Source organism: Nocardia sp. NBC_01327 (assembly GCF_035958815.1).
GTDB lineage: Bacteria > Actinomycetota > Actinomycetes > Mycobacteriales > Mycobacteriaceae > Nocardia.
Map to the genome: position 1 here is coordinate 1,443,296 of NZ_CP108383.1, position 16,639 is coordinate 1,459,934.

The 16,639-nt window shown below is 66.2% G+C and carries 21 protein-coding genes; 17 read left to right on the forward strand and 4 right to left on the reverse strand.

Annotation, left to right across the window (positions count from 1 at the left end):
• Nucleotides 1-160 precede the first annotated feature (160 nt).
• The 4 genes from OG326_RS06295 to OG326_RS06310 all read left to right on the forward strand — a co-directional run bounded on the left by OG326_RS06295 (nucleotide 161) and on the right by OG326_RS06310 (nucleotide 4,032).
• Nucleotides 161-1,165 (forward strand): ATP-binding cassette domain-containing protein, encoded by a 1,005-nt coding sequence (locus OG326_RS06295; protein WP_327143660.1) that lies wholly within the window; start codon nucleotides 161-163, stop codon nucleotides 1,163-1,165.
• Nucleotides 1,162-1,980: an ABC transporter permease gene (locus OG326_RS06300; protein ID WP_327143661.1), complete on the forward strand. Its 819-nt coding sequence runs from the start codon at nucleotides 1,162-1,164 to the stop codon at nucleotides 1,978-1,980. Before OG326_RS06295 ends, OG326_RS06300 begins: the two co-directional genes overlap by 4 nt.
• Nucleotides 1,977-2,846, forward strand: coding sequence for an ABC transporter permease (locus OG326_RS06305; protein WP_327143662.1), 870 nt, complete (start codon nucleotides 1,977-1,979; stop codon nucleotides 2,844-2,846). Before OG326_RS06300 ends, OG326_RS06305 begins: the two co-directional genes overlap by 4 nt.
• Before the next feature lie 157 nt (nucleotides 2,847-3,003).
• Nucleotides 3,004-4,032 carry an SDR family oxidoreductase gene (locus OG326_RS06310; RefSeq protein ID WP_327143663.1) on the forward strand — a complete coding sequence of 343 codons (1,029 nt, stop codon included), beginning with the start codon at nucleotides 3,004-3,006 and terminating at the stop codon, nucleotides 4,030-4,032.
• 12 nt (nucleotides 4,033-4,044) lie between these two features.
• On the opposite strand, the gene OG326_RS06315 is transcribed toward OG326_RS06310, so the two are convergent.
• Both OG326_RS06315 and OG326_RS06320 read right to left on the reverse strand, forming a co-directional pair.
• Nucleotides 4,045-5,256: a lycopene cyclase family protein gene (locus tag OG326_RS06315; protein WP_327143664.1), complete on the reverse strand. Its 1,212-nt coding sequence runs from the start codon at nucleotides 5,254-5,256 to the stop codon at nucleotides 4,045-4,047.
• A 64-nt stretch (nucleotides 5,257-5,320) separates the two neighbouring features.
• Nucleotides 5,321-5,797: a hotdog fold domain-containing protein gene (locus tag OG326_RS06320; protein WP_327143665.1), complete on the reverse strand. Its 477-nt coding sequence runs from the start codon at nucleotides 5,795-5,797 to the stop codon at nucleotides 5,321-5,323.
• 156 nt (nucleotides 5,798-5,953) lie between these two features.
• Between OG326_RS06320 and OG326_RS06325 the strand changes: the two genes are divergently transcribed.
• The 12 genes from OG326_RS06325 to rpsQ all read left to right on the forward strand — a co-directional run bounded on the left by OG326_RS06325 (nucleotide 5,954) and on the right by rpsQ (nucleotide 12,104).
• The gene (locus OG326_RS06325) at nucleotides 5,954-6,346 is read left to right on the forward strand and encodes a hypothetical protein (RefSeq protein ID WP_327143666.1); all 393 of its coding nucleotides are present in this window, start codon (nucleotides 5,954-5,956) and stop codon (nucleotides 6,344-6,346) included.
• Nucleotides 6,347-6,831: 485 nt separating this feature from the next.
• Nucleotides 6,832-7,137 carry a 30S ribosomal protein S10 gene (gene rpsJ, locus OG326_RS06330; RefSeq protein ID WP_003938093.1) on the forward strand — a complete coding sequence of 102 codons (306 nt, stop codon included), beginning with the start codon at nucleotides 6,832-6,834 and terminating at the stop codon, nucleotides 7,135-7,137.
• A 14-nt stretch (nucleotides 7,138-7,151) separates the two neighbouring features.
• Complete coding sequence (gene rplC / locus OG326_RS06335; protein WP_297609487.1) at nucleotides 7,152-7,817, forward strand: 50S ribosomal protein L3; 666 nt, start codon at nucleotides 7,152-7,154, stop codon at nucleotides 7,815-7,817.
• Entirely contained in the window at nucleotides 7,814-8,485 is a 672-nt protein-coding gene (gene rplD, locus OG326_RS06340; protein ID WP_327143667.1) for a 50S ribosomal protein L4, read from the forward strand. The genes rplC and rplD overlap by 4 nt, the downstream gene beginning before the upstream one ends.
• Nucleotides 8,482-8,787, forward strand: coding sequence for a 50S ribosomal protein L23 (rplW, locus tag OG326_RS06345; protein WP_297609492.1), 306 nt, complete (start codon nucleotides 8,482-8,484; stop codon nucleotides 8,785-8,787). Before rplD ends, rplW begins: the two co-directional genes overlap by 4 nt.
• A 33-nt stretch (nucleotides 8,788-8,820) precedes the next feature.
• On the forward strand, nucleotides 8,821-9,651 hold the full coding sequence (gene rplB / locus OG326_RS06350; RefSeq protein WP_327143668.1) for a 50S ribosomal protein L2: 831 nt from the start codon (nucleotides 8,821-8,823) through the stop codon (nucleotides 9,649-9,651).
• A gap of 14 nt (nucleotides 9,652-9,665) precedes the next feature.
• Nucleotides 9,666-9,947: a 30S ribosomal protein S19 gene (gene rpsS / locus OG326_RS06355; RefSeq protein ID WP_327143669.1), complete on the forward strand. Its 282-nt coding sequence runs from the start codon at nucleotides 9,666-9,668 to the stop codon at nucleotides 9,945-9,947.
• Nucleotides 9,944-10,345: a 50S ribosomal protein L22 gene (gene rplV / locus OG326_RS06360; protein WP_327143670.1), complete on the forward strand. Its 402-nt coding sequence runs from the start codon at nucleotides 9,944-9,946 to the stop codon at nucleotides 10,343-10,345. The genes rpsS and rplV overlap by 4 nt, the downstream gene beginning before the upstream one ends.
• Nucleotides 10,346-11,152 carry a 30S ribosomal protein S3 gene (rpsC, locus tag OG326_RS06365; RefSeq protein WP_297609504.1) on the forward strand — a complete coding sequence of 269 codons (807 nt, stop codon included), beginning with the start codon at nucleotides 10,346-10,348 and terminating at the stop codon, nucleotides 11,150-11,152.
• A gap of 3 nt (nucleotides 11,153-11,155) precedes the next feature.
• Entirely contained in the window at nucleotides 11,156-11,572 is a 417-nt protein-coding gene (gene rplP / locus OG326_RS06370; RefSeq protein ID WP_327143671.1) for a 50S ribosomal protein L16, read from the forward strand.
• A complete protein-coding gene (rpmC, locus tag OG326_RS06375; RefSeq protein WP_327143672.1) occupies nucleotides 11,572-11,811 on the forward strand; it encodes a 50S ribosomal protein L29 in 240 nt (79 codons plus the stop codon). The genes rplP and rpmC overlap by 1 nt, the downstream gene beginning before the upstream one ends.
• Complete coding sequence (rpsQ, locus tag OG326_RS06380; protein WP_327143673.1) at nucleotides 11,808-12,104, forward strand: 30S ribosomal protein S17; 297 nt, start codon at nucleotides 11,808-11,810, stop codon at nucleotides 12,102-12,104. Before rpmC ends, rpsQ begins: the two co-directional genes overlap by 4 nt.
• 99 nt (nucleotides 12,105-12,203) lie before the next feature.
• Here the strand turns inward: rpsQ and OG326_RS06385 are convergent, their stop codons facing one another.
• Nucleotides 12,204-12,626 (reverse strand): pyridoxamine 5'-phosphate oxidase family protein, encoded by a 423-nt coding sequence (locus OG326_RS06385; RefSeq protein WP_327143674.1) that lies wholly within the window; start codon nucleotides 12,624-12,626, stop codon nucleotides 12,204-12,206.
• Between the two features lie 167 nt (nucleotides 12,627-12,793).
• On the opposite strand from OG326_RS06385, the gene OG326_RS06390 reads away from it, so the two are divergent.
• Entirely contained in the window at nucleotides 12,794-16,168 is a 3,375-nt protein-coding gene (locus OG326_RS06390) for a 3-carboxy-cis,cis-muconate cycloisomerase family FAD/NAD(P)-binding protein (protein WP_327143675.1), read from the forward strand.
• 13 nt (nucleotides 16,169-16,181) lie between these two features.
• Here the strand turns inward: OG326_RS06390 and OG326_RS06395 are convergent, their stop codons facing one another.
• Nucleotides 16,182-16,592, reverse strand: coding sequence for a DUF5997 family protein (locus OG326_RS06395; protein WP_327143676.1), 411 nt, complete (start codon nucleotides 16,590-16,592; stop codon nucleotides 16,182-16,184).
• Between the last annotated feature and the right edge of the window lie 47 nt (nucleotides 16,593-16,639).

Here is a 16,639-nt window from a genome sequence, read left to right on the forward strand (position 1 = left end):
AACGACACGTTTGATTGATAGCTGCTTCGGCAAAGGAACGACCACGCATAGGGACCGCCGGTAACATCACGCGCGACGGAGTGGATCATCCCCGAGGGGATGTGGGGACCCGCCGCCCGGGGCGAACTGAATTGCCCGCCCAGCCGATAGTGGAGAGTTGATGCCGAGCTTGGACAAACCGGATTCGCACACAGCGGAAGTGCGCAGCGCAGGGAGCGATCCGGCGGTATATGTCGAAGACATCCGCAAGTCGTTCGGCGAGGTGCACGCGCTGCAGGGCATCAGCTTCACCGCCGTCCGCGGCCAGGTGCTCGGCATCCTCGGCCCCAATGGCGCCGGTAAGACCACCGCGGTGAAGGTCCTTTCCACCCTGCTGCGTCCCGACTCCGGCATTGCCCGGGTCGCCGGGCACGATGTGCGCAAGGACCCCGCCGCCGTTCGCCGGTCCATCATGATGACCGGTCAGTACGCCGCCCTTGACGAAAATCTTTCCGGACGCGAGAACATCGAATTGTTCGGCAGGCTCATGGGCCTGCCCCGCAAGGCGGCCCGGCAGCGCGCCGACGATCTGCTCGAGGAATTCGATCTCACCGGCGCCGGCCGGCGCGCGGTCCGGCACTACTCCGGCGGTATGCGCCGCCGGGTCGACATCGCCTGCGGACTCGTGGTGCGACCGGAGGTGGTGTTCCTCGACGAACCCACCACCGGACTCGACCCGCGCAGCCGCCAGGGCGTGTGGGATCTGGTGACCGCGCTCAAGACCCAGGGCATCACCGTCCTGCTGACCACGCAGTACCTCGAAGAGGCCGACGTGCTCAGCGACAACATCATCGTGATCGACAAGGGCGCCGTGATCGCCGAGGGCACCGCGGACGCGCTCAAGCAGAAGACCGGCGGCAGCTACTGCGAGGTCGTCCCGCTGGACCCGACCCATCTGATCGCGGCCGCGGACGCCCTGGGCGATCTGATTCCCGAAGCCACGCGCTCCGAGATCGGCAGCGGCGATCGGCTGTCGATCCCCGCGCCGGACGGGGCCTCCACACTCGCCGAGGCGCTGCGCCGACTCGACGGCGCCGGTATCGAACTCGCGGACATCGGGCTGCGGCGGCCCTCGCTCGACGATGTGTTCCTCTCCCTCACCGGGCATTCGGGCGGCATCCAATGAGCGCGCCGGCCGCGGCCGGAGTCGCGCGCACCGATCTGTTCGCCGGGCTGCCCAAGGCCAAGCCGAACAGCCTGCAGCAGTGGCAGGCGCTCACCGGCCGCATCCTCTGGGTGATGGCCACCAAGGGTGAGCTCGCCTTCGCATCGGTCACCCCGCTGGTCATCACCCTCGGCTTCTACCTGCCGCTCAAGTACGTCATGCAGTTCCGCGGCATCGACTACGCGCAGTTCGTCATGCCGATCATCGTGCTGCAGACCATGACCGTCACCATGATGTCGAATGCGCAGATGGCCGCGTTCGAGGCCATGACCGGATTCAACACCCGAATGCAGAGCATGCCCGTCGGCAAGATGGTGCCGCTGGTCTCGCGCCTGAGCGCCGGTCTGGTGCGCTCGATCGTCTCACTGACCGCGGCCATCGGCTGGGGTCATATGATCGGCTTCCGGTTCGTGGCCGGTTGGGGACAGACCGTGCTGTTCTGCGTGTTCTCGCTCGCCGTCGGCACCGTGCTCGCCATCGGCGCCGACGCGCTCGGCTCGCTGACCAAAAATCCCGAATCGCTGAGCCAGGCCCTGACCCTGCCGACGCTGATCTTCGGCATGCTCTCCTGCGGATTCGTGCCGGAATCCGGCTTCCCGGTATGGGTTCGGCCGTTCGTGCGCAATCAGCCCATCTCCCAGTTCTCCTTCGCGCTGCGGGATATGGCCGCGCACGGGGTGACCTGGCAGGTGTTCTGGGTGCCGATGGTGTGGCTGATCGGCGCCGCGGTGTTCTTCCTGCCGGCGGCGGTCTGGGCGAGTATGAGGCGGTCATGAGTTCTGCAGTCGAAGCCCGTTCGGTCGCGGGCGATACGGAATCGTGGGCAGGACATCAGCCGCTGCCGCGCGTCGAGCAGCGGTCCGAACGGACCCTGTCGATCTGGTTGGAGCAGAGCTTCATCCAGTGCAAGCGACTGCTGATCGGCTGGGCCCGCGACCCCGCGACCACCATTCAGACCATCGCCTATCCGGCGGCCACCCTGCTCATGTTCCGTGTGGTGCTGGGTGATTCGATCACCTCGGCCACCGGTGCGCCCAGCATCTACGGCACCGTGCCGATGGTCATGCTGGTCGCGGCCATGGCGGGCTCGGTGGTCTCGGCGCTCGGCTTCAAGGTGGAGAAGGCGACCGGATTGCTCGGCCGCTTCTGGACCATGCCCGTGCACCGCGCCGCCGGACTCACCGGACGCCTGCTGGCCGAGGCGATCCGCGTGCTGCTCACCTCGCTGATCGTGCTCGCGGTGGGTGTCTGCCTGGGCTTCCGATTCTGGTACGGCGCGGCCGCGGGCATTGCCATGCTGGGGATTCCGATCATTTTCGGCATCGGGTTCGCGGTGCTGGTGACGGCGCTCGCCACCATTACCGAGGGCATCATGCTGGTGCAGGTCATCGGTGTCATCAATAGCCTGCTCATGTTCTTCAACTCCGGTTTCGTGCCGGTCTTCGCGTACCCCACGTGGTTGCAGATGACCGTCCAGAACCAGCCCATGAGTACGGCCATCGATGCCATGCGCGGGTTGTCCTTCGACGGGCCGATCGCGGTGCCGCTGATGAAGACCGTCGCGTGGGCGGTCGGCATGGTGGTGGTGTTCGGTTATCCGGCGATTCGCGGCTATCGCAAGGCGGCCGAAACCGGCGCCTGAGCTTCTGCCTCCGCGGGGCGGTATCCGGTACTCCGGGTACCGCCCCGTTGCTGTTGCGGGGTGGTTGCCGACCGTGAAAATGCGTCCCGCATGCGAGTTTTGGGTGTTATGCGGTACCGCGGTCCGAGTGTGGTGTGCGTCACGCTAGGGTGTGCGCATGGCTTACCTGGTTACCGGGGCAACTGGGTTCATCGGGCGGTTTCTGATTCCCGAACTTCTCAAACGCGGCGAAGACGTTCATGTGCTCGTACGCCCCGGCGAAGACTCGATACTGCGTTTCAACCGATGCCTGCGCGCCTGGGACGACGAGGACCGCGTGCGGCCGGTGCGCGGCGACCTGAGCGCGCCCGGAATCGGCATCGACCCGAGCTGGATTGCCGCGCACCGGGGTTCGATCGAGCACGTGTTCCACCTGGCCGGCGGACTGGACTCCGTCATGCCCGGCGGCGGGACGCGGCGCGTCGCCGAACTGGCCGGGGAACTGGAAGCCGGGCTGCTGCACCATGTTTCGACCGTGCGGGTGGCGGGCGGCTGGGACGGGCTCTTCACCGAGGACATGTTCGACGTCGGACAGCCGCTGCCCGCGCCCTATCAGCGCGCCATGCTCCAGGCCGAACAGGCCGTGCGGGACCAGGACCGGGTGCCGTGGCGGATCTATCGGCCGTCCATCGTCATCGGGCACTCGCGCACCGGGGAAATCGACCGGATCGACGGGCCCTACTACTTCTTCCGGCTGCTGCGCATGGCCGCGCAACTGCCGCGCATCCTGCCGGTGGTGTCGCCGAAACTGGGCGATACCAATATGGTTCCGGTCGATTTCGTGGCGCGCGCGCTCGACCACATCGCGCACCGGCCCGGGGGCGGGGGTAGCACCTACCACCTCGTGGATCCGCGGGAACAGAGTGTGGCCGACGTCTTCAACCTCTTCGCCGACGAGGCGGGCGCGCCGCATCTCATGGAGGTCATGCCCAAGCAGACCCTCGATATGACGCTGCGGGTACCCGGTATGGGATGGATGCTGCGGCAGGTCGGGGTGCCCATGGATGTGATCGCGCACAGTGAGATCGGCTGCCGGTTCGACTCCCGGCACACCGCGGACGCGCTCGCCGGAACCGATATCAGGGTGCCGCCGCTGGCGGGGTACGGGTCGGTGATCTGGAAGTACTGGATCGAGAACTGGGTCTGAGACCCACCGCTCTCACGGGGTGGCGGTGCCCTCGGGCGCCGCCGGAGAGTTTCGCGGCTCCGGCCGGCCGTAATCCCAACCCACCCAGCGGTTTCGGTGCGTCCAGCCGACCAGGTCGTAGCGCCAGTGGAACGGCCAGGTGCGGGCCACCGTCAGGAACAGTCCCGCACCGAGCGCGGCGAAATCGTCGTGCGCGGAGAGCAGCGCGCGCTGCTGTCGCGGTGAGCCGGTGAAGAACGCCTCGAACATGGAGATCGACTGCGGCGTGGTCAGCCGGCCCAGCCCGTACACGCCGCGCATCCGCATCCAGTACACCAGCCGCGCCTGCCACGGCCACAGCGCTTCGACCGGATCGTCGCCGCGCTGCAGCGCGGCGAGCGCGATATCGACCTGCGAGAGCGAATCGGCCACACAGTAACCGGTGATGGGATGCATCTGCCCGCCGCGCGAACCGAACGGAATCACCTGTCCGCGACCGGTTTTCGGCGGCATATCGTCCAGTGGATAGTGCGCGGCCTCGCTCGGCTCGTCACCGCGTAGTCGAATGCCGTGTGCCGCAAGCCGATTCAGGGTACGGCGGCGTAGCTCGTGCTGCGGCATGCCGCCCCGCAATCCCAGGCTGGTCTCCTCGAAGATGACCGTCCCGTCGCCGAGCGGCACCGCGTACAGAAACGACGGCGGCTCGTCCGGACCCGCGCCGTTCTCGCCGCGCCAGTCCAGCAGCAGGCCCTCGCCCGGAGTGACCATGGGCGCGGCGACGTCCTCGTCCACGAAAATGCCGTGCGCGCTGGCGGTCCGGCGCTGTCCCGGCGACGCCTGCCCCCGGGTGTCGAACACCGTGGCGGCCCGCACCTCGGTGCCGTCGGCCAACTCCACCCGATGCGCCTCGACCACGTGCGCCCGCCCGGTGATCACCGTGGCGTCGTCCAGCGGGAGCGCATCCCGCAACCCCTGCTTCGACAGCACGCAGTACGGCCGCGCGATCCGATGCTCGCTCTGCGTCCACACCACCGGCGCCTCGATCCGGCTGGCAATCACGTTGCGCGGCAACCACTCCGGCAACTCGTCGATCCAGCACGAATAGGTGGGCCCCCACAGCCGCTCCGGCCGCGGATCCACCGCGACCACCCGCAACCCCGCCACCACGGCCCGATGCGCCAGCGCCCGCCCCGTAGGCCCGAGCCCCACCACACAAACATCGGCAGCCCCGCCGACCTCACTCATACCCGCATTCAAACAGCCCCACCCCACCCCGCCACCCTCCCACCCCCGGATGGCGGGGCCGGTGCTACTTCGGGGTGATCCAGGTGGTGATGTCGGCGTGGACGACCTCCGCACCGGACTTGTCGTAGATGGAGACGGGGACGATGAGGTTCTGGCCCTCGGTGATGGCCGAGAAGTCCGGCAGTTCGGGGAGTTCGGCTACGGCGCGCAGGCCGGAATTGGCCTTCGCCAGGTACTGGACGTTCATGGCCTTGGGAATCCAGCGGTGCGTACCGGGGACGGTGGCCTCCGACAGCATGCCCATGGCGACCTCGGCGAGGTTGCAGGCGGCGATGGCATGGAAGGTGCCCAGGTGATTGTGGATACCGAACCACTTGGGCGCGGTCACCTCGCACAGACCGGGCTCGAGCCGCACGACGTTCGGCAGCACGGTGCCGAAGTAGGGGACGCGCGCGACCATGCCGAGGGAGAACAGGGTGTGGCCGAGCCGATTGTCCGGCAGTTTCTTCCAGCCGCGGTAGGTGGCGGTCTCTTTCGTCATGCCGCGTATCTTACTCAGAAGTAAGTTATCCGGAAGTAGGGTGCGCCCGATGCCATCGAAACGAGCACTTGCTTGGTAATTTGAATCGCTGCGCGCGGAGCGCGGCTGGGGCCGGCGCCACATCGCCGGCTGTCGGGGGATAGGAACTCTCACTACATGCGCATTCGTACCGCTGCCGCCGCACTGGGCATCACCCTGGCGGGAGCCGCTTTCGCCACCATCGCGGGCGCCGGATCGGCCTCGGCGATCACGCCGCTCAGCGACCCGGGTCACGGCATCTACCTCGTCGTACTCTTCGACCAGGGTGACACCGTCGCCCTGAACAACAGCCCCATCCCGGGCGTGCTCGACCAGCTCGCACCGGACGGGCGGACAACCATGTTGATCGATCCGGCCTCGCGCCTGCCGCGCGATGACAACAATGTCTACGCGACCGTCCCCGATGTCGTCTCCGAGGCGGCCAGGCAGCACGGCGAATTCGGCTTCGGCTGGTACGACCCCAATGTCAACTGGGGCAATCCGGTTCGGGTCATCCAGGTTCTGCCCTGATCCACCGGCTGCGGGCGCCCATCGGCGCCCGCAGCCGTCCGGTTCCTCCGGAAACGGGTGTGACCAGCGCCATCCGAGCACGGACGGGGAGGGGGCGATTTGAAGTCACCCATAGCCCTGGTGCATACTATTCAGGTTGCCCGGACCGGGTTGTGTCTTTCTTCGGAATAGATGCAGGTGGTGGCGGGTGAGAAGGACACTCTTGCACCCCGCTGATGACAGCGGCGGTGCGTCCGGGACAAAGATTCTTCCGGCCAAGTGGGATTCGATTCCAGGGCCGAAGAATGAGCGGATGGGCGACACGCCCGACCGCGTGGACCGGAAGAACCATGACAGATGAACAGCGGCGATGGATCGGGCCCACACGTGGCCTCGGTCGTGTGGTGGCTGATGCGTCTTCGTGTGTTCGGACTGTGCAAATGAGGGTGCTTCGAGAGCGAAAGCTCTTGGGGCACAAACGTTAAGCGGAGAAAAGGACACTCAGCGTGGCGGGACAGAAGATCCGCATCAGGCTCAAGGCCTACGACCATGAGGCGATCGACGCGTCTGCGCGCAAGATCGTCGAGACGGTGACCCGCACGGGCGCTCGTGTCGTTGGCCCGGTGCCGTTGCCCACCGAAAAGAACGTGTACTGCGTCATCCGTTCGCCGCACAAGTACAAAGACTCGCGCGAGCACTTCGAGATGCGTACTCACAAGCGGCTGATTGACATCCTCGACCCCACGCCGAAGACGGTCGACGCGCTTATGCGCATCGATCTTCCGGCCAGTGTCGACGTCAACATTCAGTGACGGGGATTCCAGATATGACTGACAACAAGAGCAGGCCGGCTGCCGGCATCCTGGGAACCAAGCTCGGTATGACCCAGGTCTTCGACGAGAAGAACCGCGTTGTTCCGGTGACCGTCGTCAAGGCCGGTCCGAACGTCGTGACCCAGATCCGCACCGCCGAGCGTGATGGCTACGCCGCCATCCAGATCGCCTACGGCGCCATCGACCCGCGCAAGGTGAACAAGCCGGTTTCCGGCCAGTTCTCCAAGGCCGGTGTCACCCCTCGCCGCCACATCACGGAGATCCGCGTCGCTGACGTCGCCTCCTTCGAGGTCGGCCAGGAAATCGGCGCGGAGGCCTTCGCCGAAGGCAGCTTCGTCGACGTGACGGGCACCTCCAAGGGCAAGGGCTTCGCCGGCACCATGAAGCGTCACGGCTTCAAGGGCCAGGGCGCCTCCCACGGTGCGCAGGCTGTGCACCGCCGGCCGGGTTCCATCGGTGGTTGCTCCACCCCGGGTCGCGTGTTCAAGGGCATGCGCATGTCCGGCCGGATGGGTAACGACCGCGTCACCACGCAGAACCTCACGGTCCACAAGGTGGATGCCGAGAACGGTCTGCTGCTGATCAAGGGTGCGATCCCGGGCCGTCGCGGCCACGTCGTGATCGTCAAGAGTGCAGTGAAGGGTGGTGCCCGGGCATGAGCACCGAGACCAAGACCAACCTGACGCTCCCGGTCAAGGCCGCTGGCGGCAAGACCGAGGGCACCGTCGAGCTCCCCGCGGAGATCTTCGACGTGACCGCCAATATCGCGCTGATGCACCAGGTTGTCGTGGCCCAGCAGGCCGCGGCTCGCCAGGGCACGCACTCGACCAAGACCCGCGGTGAAGTCCGCGGTGGTGGTCGTAAGCCGTACCGGCAGAAGGGCACCGGCCGCGCCCGTCAGGGCTCGACCCGTGCACCGCAGTTCGTCGGCGGTGGCACCGTCCACGGCCCGCAGCCGCGCGATTACACCCAGCGCCTGCCCAAGAAGATGAAGGTCGCCGCACTGCGTGGCGCTCTCTCCGACCGGGCCCGCAACGAGCGCATCCACGTGATCACCGAACTGGTCCCGGGTCAGACCCCGTCGACCAAGATCGCCAAGACCTTCCTTGCCGAGCTTTCGAGCCGCAAGCAGCTCCTGGTCGTCGTCGGTCGCGAGGACATCGCCACGTGGAAGAGCGTTGCGAACCTGGAGAACGTGCACCCGATCGCTCCCGATCAGCTGAACACCTACGACGTGCTGAAGGCCGATGAGGTCATCTTCTCCGTCGAGGCGCTCAATGCCTTCGTGCACGGCCCCGCCGAAGCTGCACAGGAGGAGAGCAAGTGACCACGATCGCCGACCCCCGCGACATTCTGCTGGCGCCGGTCATCTCCGAGAAGTCCTACGGACTGATCGAAGAGGGTACCTACACCTTCATCGTGCACCCGGACTCCAACAAGACGCAGATCAAGATCGCCGTCGAGAAGGTCTTCGGCGTCACGGTGACCAGCGTCAACACTGCTAACCGTCAGGGCAAGCGCAAGCGGACCAAGGCCGGTTACGGAAAGCGCAAGAACACCAAGCGCGCGCTCGTGACCCTCTCGGCCGACAGCAAGCCCATCGAGATCTTCGGAGGCCCGGTCGCGTAAGCGCCTGGGAATCCAGAAAGTAGAGAAGAACTCATGGCAATTCGTAAATACAAGCCGACTACCCCGGGTCGTCGTGGCGCCTCGGTCTCGGATTTCGCCGAGATCACCCGCTCCACCCCCGAGAAGTCGCTGCTGCGTCCGCTCACCAAGACCGGTGGCCGTAACGCTCAGGGCCGCATCACCACTCGTCACAAGGGTGGCGGCCACAAGCGTGCCTACCGTCTGATCGACTTCCGTCGGATGGACAAGGACGGCGTGCCGGCCAAGGTCGCTCACATCGAGTACGACCCCAACCGCACCGCCAATATCGCCCTCCTGCACTTCGCGGACGGCGAGAAGCGCTACATCATCGCGCCCAAGGGCATTGCCCAGGGCACGAAGATCGAGTCCGGCGCGGGCGCCGACATCAAGCCGGGCAACAACCTGCCGATGCGCAACATCCCGACCGGTACCACCATTCACGCGGTGGAGCTGCGTCCGGGTGGCGGCGCCAAGCTGGCTCGTTCCGCCGGTATGAGCATTCAGCTGCTGGGTAAGGAAGGCGCCTACGCCGTCCTGCGTATGCCCTCCGGTGAAATCCGTCGCGTCGATGTGCGCTGCCGCGCCACCATCGGCGAGGTCGGCAATGCCGAGCAGTCGAACATCAACTGGGGCAAGGCCGGCCGTATGCGGTGGAAGGGCGTTCGCCCGACCGTCCGTGGTGTCGTCATGAACCCGGTCGACCACCCGCACGGTGGTGGTGAAGGTAAGACCTCCGGTGGTCGCCACCCGGTCTCGCCGTGGGGTAAGCCGGAAGGCCGTACCCGCAAGCCCAACCGTCCCAGCGACAAGCTCATCGTCCGCCGCCGCGGCAAGAAGCGTTAAGGAGGAGGTTAAAGATGCCACGCAGCCTCAAGAAGGGCCCGTTCGTAGACGATCACCTCCTCAAGAAGGTGGACGTTCAGAACGAGAAGGGCACGAAGCAGGTCATCAAGACCTGGTCGCGTCGTTCGACCATCATTCCCGATTTCATCGGGCACACGTTCTCGGTGCACGACGGCCGCAAGCACGTTCCGGTCTTCGTCTCGGACAACATGGTCGGGCACAAGCTCGGTGAGTTCGCGCCGACCAGGACGTTCAAGAGCCACGTCAAGGACGATCGGAAGAGCAAGCGGCGATGAGCACTGAAACTCAGAACCAGACTGCGCGCGCCACTGCCAAGCACGTGCGCGTGACGCCGATGAAGGCTCGTCGTGTTGTGGACCTGGTCCGCGGCAAGCGAGTCGAGGACGCGCTGAACATTCTGCGGTTCGCCCCGCAGGCTGCCAGCGAGCCGGTCGCCAAGGTGGTGGCTTCGGCCGCGGCCAACGCCGAGAACAACCTCGGTCTGAACCCGGCCACCCTGGTCATCTCGACGGCATTCGTCGACGAGGGCGCGACCATGAAGCGTTTCCAGCCGCGGGCCCAGGGCCGTGCGTTCCGGATTCGCAAGCGCACCAGCCACATCACCATCGAGGTCGAGAGCGTGCCTGAGCTCAGCACTGCCCCTCGCAACCGCCGGAAGGGAGGGGCAAAGTAAATGGGACAGAAAATTAATCCCCATGGCTTCCGCCTCGGTATCACGACCGACTGGAAGTCGCGTTGGTACGCCGATAAGCAGTACAAGGAATACGTCGGCGAAGACGTCAAGATCCGCAAGCTCCTCGCCACCGGCATGGAGCGGGCCGGCATCTCGAAGGTCGAGATCGAGCGCACCCGTGACCGTGTGCGTGTGGATATCCACACCGCGCGTCCGGGCATCGTCATCGGCCGCCGCGGCGCCGAGGCCGACCGTATCCGTGCCGAGCTGGAGAAGCTCACCGGCAAGCAGGTGCAGCTGAACATCCTCGAGGTCAAGAACCCCGAATCGGATGCGCAGCTCGTTGCTCAGGGTGTTGCCGAGCAGCTGTCGAACCGTGTGGCGTTCCGTCGTGCGATGCGTAAGGCCATTCAGTCGGCCATGCGTTCGCCGAACGTCAAGGGCATCCGCGTGCAGTGCTCGGGCCGCCTCGGTGGCGCCGAAATGTCGCGCTCGGAGTTCTACCGCGAAGGCCGTGTGCCCCTGCACACCCTTCGTGCGGACATCGACTACGGCCTGTACGAGGCCCGCACCACCTTCGGCCGTATCGGCGTGAAGGTGTGGATCTACAAGGGCGACATCGTCGGTGGCAAGCGTGAGGTCACTGCGACCGCCGCGCCGGCCGGCGACCGTGATCGTCCGCGTCGTGAGCGGCCGAGCCGCCCGCGTCGCTCGGGTGCCCAGGGCACCACTGCCACCAGTACTGAGGCCGGGCGTGCCGCGACTGCGGTCGCAGAGGCTCCGGCAGAGACGACCCAGGAGGGCTGACCTATGTTGATGCCTCGCAAGGTCAAGCACCGTAAGCAGCATCACCCGGGCCGTTCGGGCATGTCCAAGGGCGGCACGGCGGTTACCTTCGGTGAGTTCGGCATCCAGGCTCTGGAGCCGGCCTACGTGACCAACCGCCAGATCGAGTCGGCGCGTATCGCGATGACCCGCCACATCAAGCGTGGCGGCAAGATCTGGATCAACATCTACCCCGATCGCCCGCTCACGAAGAAGCCGGCCGAAACCCGCATGGGTTCCGGTAAGGGTTCTCCGGAGTGGTGGATCGCGAACGTGAAGCCGGGACGGATCATGTTCGAGATGTCTTACCCGAATGAGGAGACCGCTCGTGAGGCCCTGCGCCGCGCGATGCACAAGCTCCCCATGAAGTGCAGGATCGTGACGCGAGAGGAGCAGTTCTGATGGCTACCGGAACTCCGGCTGCAGAGCTGCGCGAGCTGACTGAGGACGAGCTCGTCGCGAAACTGCGTGAAGGCAAGGAAGAGCTGTTCAACCTGCGCTTCCAGATGGCGACGGGCCAGTTGCAGAACAACCGTCGTCTGCGTGTGGTCCGCCACGAGATCGCGCGCCTCTACACGGTTATGCGTGAGCGTGAGCTCGGGCTGGCCACCGGTCCTGAAGGCAAGGGAGATGCGGCATGAGTGACGCAAAAGGCCCGGCCAAGACGCCGGCAAAGGTTGAGGAGCGGGGCCAGCGCAAGATCCGCAAGGGCTACGTTGTCTCCGACAAGATGACCAAGACCATCGTGGTCGAGCTGGAGAATCGCGTGAAGCACAAGCTTTACGGCAAGATCATCCGCACCACCTCGAAGGTCAAGGCCCACGACGAGAACGAGAGCGCCAATGTCGGCGACCTCGTGCAGCTGATGGAGACCCGTCCGCTGTCCGCCACCAAGCGCTGGCGTCTGGTCGAGGTCCTGGAGCGGGCGAAGTAATTCACCCCTCCACGGCTGACAAGTCGTAAAACGAAGGCCCGCTTCCCTTTTGGGACGCGGGCCTTCGTCGTTTCCGGGAACGGGGTCAGCCCGGACCGGTCAGAACGAGCCCATATCGGCCGATAGCCAGTGTTCGGGATTCATGAAGACCGCGGACTGCGGGCCGATGGAGTCGGCGTACTTCAGGTAGCCCTCGACCTTGTCGGCGGGCAGATAGCGCGCGGCCATTTCGTGGTGCTGCTCATCGGTCATCGGGGTGACCCGGGTGATAGGACCCTCGACAGTCACGTAGCGGACGGTAGGTTCGAGGACTTCGACCATGAGGCTGAAGCGCCCGGATTCCTGCAGCAGCCGCATCTTCTGCGATTCGGGCCCGGTCAGCACCCACAGCTCACCGCCGGGCGAGTACTGGTACCAGATGGGCACGGTCAGGGGTGCGCGTCCCGGCCGGTTGTTCACGGCCAGCGCCCCGATATGTGGTTGTGCGAGGAAACTCTGTCGTTCTTCCAACGTCAGTGCCATGCCTCCCACGGTACCGAGGGGGTACGACGTTCCTGTTTCTCCAACACGCAGAGCCCTGTTTCTCCAACACGCAGAGCGCAATACTGCGTTCGGCGTTTCGCGAGGAAGAGCGTATTCCGTACCGCGCGTTCTTGTATGGGATCGGTGACCTCGCTACTCTCGGCGACGTGCCCGCTACCGGGCGCGGATCTGCGGGCGCGATCGGTGAGTGGATGCTCGACAATGTGGTTCGGATTGCGATCGTCGGAATGGGACCTCGCGGTCTGAATGTCTGTGAACGAATTTGTGCCAATGCTCGGCAGCTCGGTAATTCGGCGGGCGTCGAGCTGATTCTGCTGGACTCGAAACAGGTTGGCACCGGGGCGGTCTGGCGCACCGACCAGCCCGCCCAACTGCTGATGAATACGGTGTCCGAGCAGGTCACGGTGTTCACCGATGACACCGTCGAGATGGCGGGTCCGGTCGATCGCGGTCCGAGTCTGCACGAATGGGCCAATTTCATTGCCAAGATCGGCAATTTCGCCGGACTGCCCGCGCGGGCTTATCGAGAAGCGCTCCGGATGCGCGCGGAAAGCTATCCGCCACGCTACTTCTACGGCCATTATCTGCGCTGGGCATTCGAACGAACGCGCGACCGCTATGCCGAATGGGTGCATGTGCGCGAAATTGTGGCTACCGCAGTGGATTTGCGAGACGGCCCGGGCGGACTGCAGGAACTGGAGTTGAGCACGGGGGAGCGCGTACGCGGTCTGCACGCCGTGGTGCTCACCCAGGGCCACCTGGGGGAGGAGCAGCCGGAAGTGCCCGGCTCCCTGCCGGATTCGGCGCGCCGGCTCGGGCTCGGTTACGTGCCGCCCGCGAATGCCGCCGATATCGACGTGGACGCGATTCCGGCGTCCGATCCCGTGCTCATCCGCGGCCTGGGGCTCACCTTCTTCGACTATCTGGTGCTGCTGACCGCAGGACGCGGCGGTGTCTTCAAGGAGTGCGATACCGGACTGGAGTACGTGGCATCGGGCCGCGAACCGGTCATTATCGCGGGCTGCCGCCGGGGCATCCCGCATCATGCCCGCGGCGAGAACCAGAAGGGCGTGGACGGCCGGTACGCGCCGCTGCTGTTGAACCCCGCGCGTATCGACCGATTGCGCAGTCGCTCACGGAAATTGGGCGATGTCTCCTTCCGCCGGGATGTGTGGCCGCTGATCGCCCGCGAGGTCGAATCGGTGTACTACGCGGCGCTGCTGTCCGAGCAGCTGAGCCCGCAGCGGCTGGAGTCCTTCCGGGATCGGTATCTGACCGTGCCCACCGATCAGGACGCCGCGGAGTTGTTGCAGCGCTTCCATATTCGGCAGCAGGAGCGGTGGAACTGGGGCAGCCTGGTGGATCCGACGGGCGGCCGCCGCTTCGATCGGCCCGGCGATTTTCACGACTGGCTGCTGGCCTATCTGGATGCCGATGTGCACGAGGCCCGCCTGGGCAATGTCCGGGGTCCGGTGAAGGCGGCGCTGGATGTGCTGCGGGATCTGCGCAATGAGGTCCGGCTCGTGGTCGACTACGGCGGTATCGCGGGGTCGTCGTATCGGGACGATCTGGATCGCTGGTACACGCCGATGAACGCTTTCCTCTCGATCGGCCCGCCCGCCAGCCGCATTGCCGAACTGGCGGCGCTCATCCGGGCGGGCATCGTGCGGGTGGTCGGCCCCGGCATGCAGGTGGATATCGATGCCGAGCGCGGGCTTTTCGTCGCCGGTTCACCGCAGGTGCGTGGATCGCAGGTGCAGGGCCGCTATCTGATAGACGCCTGGCTGCCCGCGCCGGATCTGCGCCGCACGGCGGACCCGCTGCTGCGGAATATGCTGGGCCGCAATGATGTGCGCGGTTATGCGATCGGTTCACCGGACGGCAGCAGCTATCGGACCGGCGGCCTCACCATCGCCCCGCACACCCATCACCTGGTGGACGGCGAGGGCCGAATCCACCCGCGCCGCTACGCCTTCGGTGTTCCCACCGAGTCCGTCCGCTGGGTGACCGCGGCGGGCCCGCGCCCCGGCGTCAATTCCGTCACCCTCGCCGACGGCGACGGCATCGCCCGCGAAATCCTCACCACCCACCGCTACGGCGAGCATGCGAATACTCCTGAAAGGCACGACGATATGGCGATCGAATGCGGGCTGCTGTCTCCGGTGAGCGTCGGCGTCCCGGTGGAATCCCTGCTGGGCGACGATGCCTGGATCGAGGCCATGCTGGAGGTGGAGCTCGCGCTGACCCGCGCCGAGGCCCGGCTCGGCATGGTTCCGGACAGTGTCGCCGAGCATATGGCGATCGCGGTGCGCGAGCACGAGTTCAGCGCCCGCGATATCGCCGAAGCCGCACGGGGAGCGGCCAATCCGGTGGTCACCTTCGTGGAGCGACTGCACCGCGCGGTCGCCGATATCGACCCGGTGAGCGCGAACTACGTGCACTACGGCTCGACCAGTCAGGACATTCTGGATACGGCGACCATGGTGATCGCCGCGCGGGTGCTGTCGATCATCATCACCGATCTCAACACCATGCTCGGCTCCCTCGCCGAATTGGCGCGCCGCCACCGCGATACGCCGATTGCGGGGCGGACGCTGGCCATGCAGGCCGTGCCGACCACCTTCGGCGCCAAGGTGGCGGTGTGGATGCAGGGCCTGCTCGACGCTCGCGACCGGCTGTGCCAGGTGCGGACCGGTCTGCCGGTGCAATTGGGCGGTGCGGCAGGCACTTTGGCGTCGTATATCGAATGCGCGCGCTGTGCGGATTCGGCGCTGTCGCAGGCGCCCGCGGGTGAGATCGTGGAGCGTCTCACCGAGGAGTTCGCGGCCGAACTCTCGCTCACCGTCACCGCGGCTCCCTGGCATACGGTGCGCACCCCGATCGCCGATCTGGCCGGTGCGCTGGCGCTCACCTCGGGCGTGCTCGGCAAGCTCGCGGTGGATGTGATCTCCCAGTCCCGCACCGAGATCGCCGAACTGTGCGAACCCTCGGCCGAGGGGCGCGGCGAATCCTCGGCCATGCCGCAGAAGCGAAATCCGGTACTGAGCACCATGATTCGTGCCGCAGCCCTCCAGGTGCCGGGCCTGGCCTCGACACTCTTCGGTGCGCTGCTCGCCGAGGACGAACGCCCGGCCGGTTCCTGGCATGCCGAATGGCAGCCGCTGCGCGAGTGCCTGCTGCTGGTCGGCGGCGCGGCGCATACCGCGGTGGAGCTGGCCGCCGGCCTGATCGCGGACGCCGATCGGATGACCACGAATCTCACGCTCACCGACGGCCAGATCGTGTCCGAGCGCCTCTCGATCCGCCTGGCCCCGCTGCTCGGTAAGCCGGTCGCGAAGAAGACGCTGCAGGCGGCCGCGTACGAATCGCAGTCCACGGCGCGCCCGCTGGCCGACATCCTGGCCGAATGCCCGGATATCGCCGTGCATCTCGGCCGGCCGGAGCTGGCCGAACTCCTGCGCCCCGAAAACTATCTCGGCGCAGCCCCGGATCTGGTCGATCGGGTGCTGCGCCGGATGTGAGTGTGTGCCGGTACTACCAGTTCTTGGCCGGGCGGTTGGTGGCCGCGCGCCGTTCGGCGTCCTTGGCCTTGACGCGCTCGGCTTCCTTGCGCACCTCGGCGAAGTTCTCCCGCTCCTTCACCAGCCATTCCGGCGGTGCGGCGATGAGGGCGTCGATCTCGGCGCTGGTCAGCGCGTCCTCGACCCCGGCGCGGCCCAGCCCGGAGTTCGAGATGCCGAGTTTGCGGGCGACCACATCGCGCGGGAAGGGCCCGTCGGCGCGCAGGTCGAGCAGCCACTGCGGCGGATTGGTGCGCAGCTCTTCGAGCTGTGCGCGGGTGACGGGTGAGTTCCGGAACTCCTCGGGGGTTGCGGGGAGGTAGATGCCGAGTTTGGCCGCCGCGGTCAGCGGCTTCATGTTCTGGGGTTTCTTGTCCGGGCTCACATGATGAGGGTATCGGTCGGGGAGAGGCGAACTGGCCGCGCGGTGCA

What these genes read in the sequence shown, in the direction of transcription:
- OG326_RS06295 (WP_327143660.1), top strand. Translation starts at nt 161, where the DNA reads ATGCCGAGCTTGGACAAACCGGATTCGCACACAGCGGAAGTGCGCAGC.
- OG326_RS06300 (WP_327143661.1), top strand. Translation starts at nt 1,162, where the DNA reads ATGAGCGCGCCGGCCGCGGCCGGAGTCGCGCGCACCGATCTGTTCGCC.
- OG326_RS06305 (WP_327143662.1), top strand. Translation starts at nt 1,977, where the DNA reads ATGAGTTCTGCAGTCGAAGCCCGTTCGGTCGCGGGCGATACGGAATCG.
- OG326_RS06310 (WP_327143663.1), top strand. Translation starts at nt 3,004, where the DNA reads ATGGCTTACCTGGTTACCGGGGCAACTGGGTTCATCGGGCGGTTTCTG.
- OG326_RS06315 (WP_327143664.1), bottom strand. Translation starts at nt 5,256, where the DNA reads ATGAGTGAGGTCGGCGGGGCTGCCGATGTTTGTGTGGTGGGGCTCGGG.
- OG326_RS06320 (WP_327143665.1), bottom strand. Translation starts at nt 5,797, where the DNA reads ATGACGAAAGAGACCGCCACCTACCGCGGCTGGAAGAAACTGCCGGAC.
- OG326_RS06325 (WP_327143666.1), top strand. Translation starts at nt 5,954, where the DNA reads ATGCGCATTCGTACCGCTGCCGCCGCACTGGGCATCACCCTGGCGGGA.
- rplC (WP_297609487.1), top strand. Translation starts at nt 7,152, where the DNA reads ATGACTGACAACAAGAGCAGGCCGGCTGCCGGCATCCTGGGAACCAAG.
- rplD (WP_327143667.1), top strand. Translation starts at nt 7,814, where the DNA reads ATGAGCACCGAGACCAAGACCAACCTGACGCTCCCGGTCAAGGCCGCT.
- rplB (WP_327143668.1), top strand. Translation starts at nt 8,821, where the DNA reads ATGGCAATTCGTAAATACAAGCCGACTACCCCGGGTCGTCGTGGCGCC.
- rpsS (WP_327143669.1), top strand. Translation starts at nt 9,666, where the DNA reads ATGCCACGCAGCCTCAAGAAGGGCCCGTTCGTAGACGATCACCTCCTC.
- rplV (WP_327143670.1), top strand. Translation starts at nt 9,944, where the DNA reads ATGAGCACTGAAACTCAGAACCAGACTGCGCGCGCCACTGCCAAGCAC.
- rpsC (WP_297609504.1), top strand. Translation starts at nt 10,346, where the DNA reads ATGGGACAGAAAATTAATCCCCATGGCTTCCGCCTCGGTATCACGACC.
- rplP (WP_327143671.1), top strand. Translation starts at nt 11,156, where the DNA reads ATGTTGATGCCTCGCAAGGTCAAGCACCGTAAGCAGCATCACCCGGGC.
- rpmC (WP_327143672.1), top strand. Translation starts at nt 11,572, where the DNA reads ATGGCTACCGGAACTCCGGCTGCAGAGCTGCGCGAGCTGACTGAGGAC.
- rpsQ (WP_327143673.1), top strand. Translation starts at nt 11,808, where the DNA reads ATGAGTGACGCAAAAGGCCCGGCCAAGACGCCGGCAAAGGTTGAGGAG.
- OG326_RS06385 (WP_327143674.1), bottom strand. Translation starts at nt 12,626, where the DNA reads ATGGCACTGACGTTGGAAGAACGACAGAGTTTCCTCGCACAACCACAT.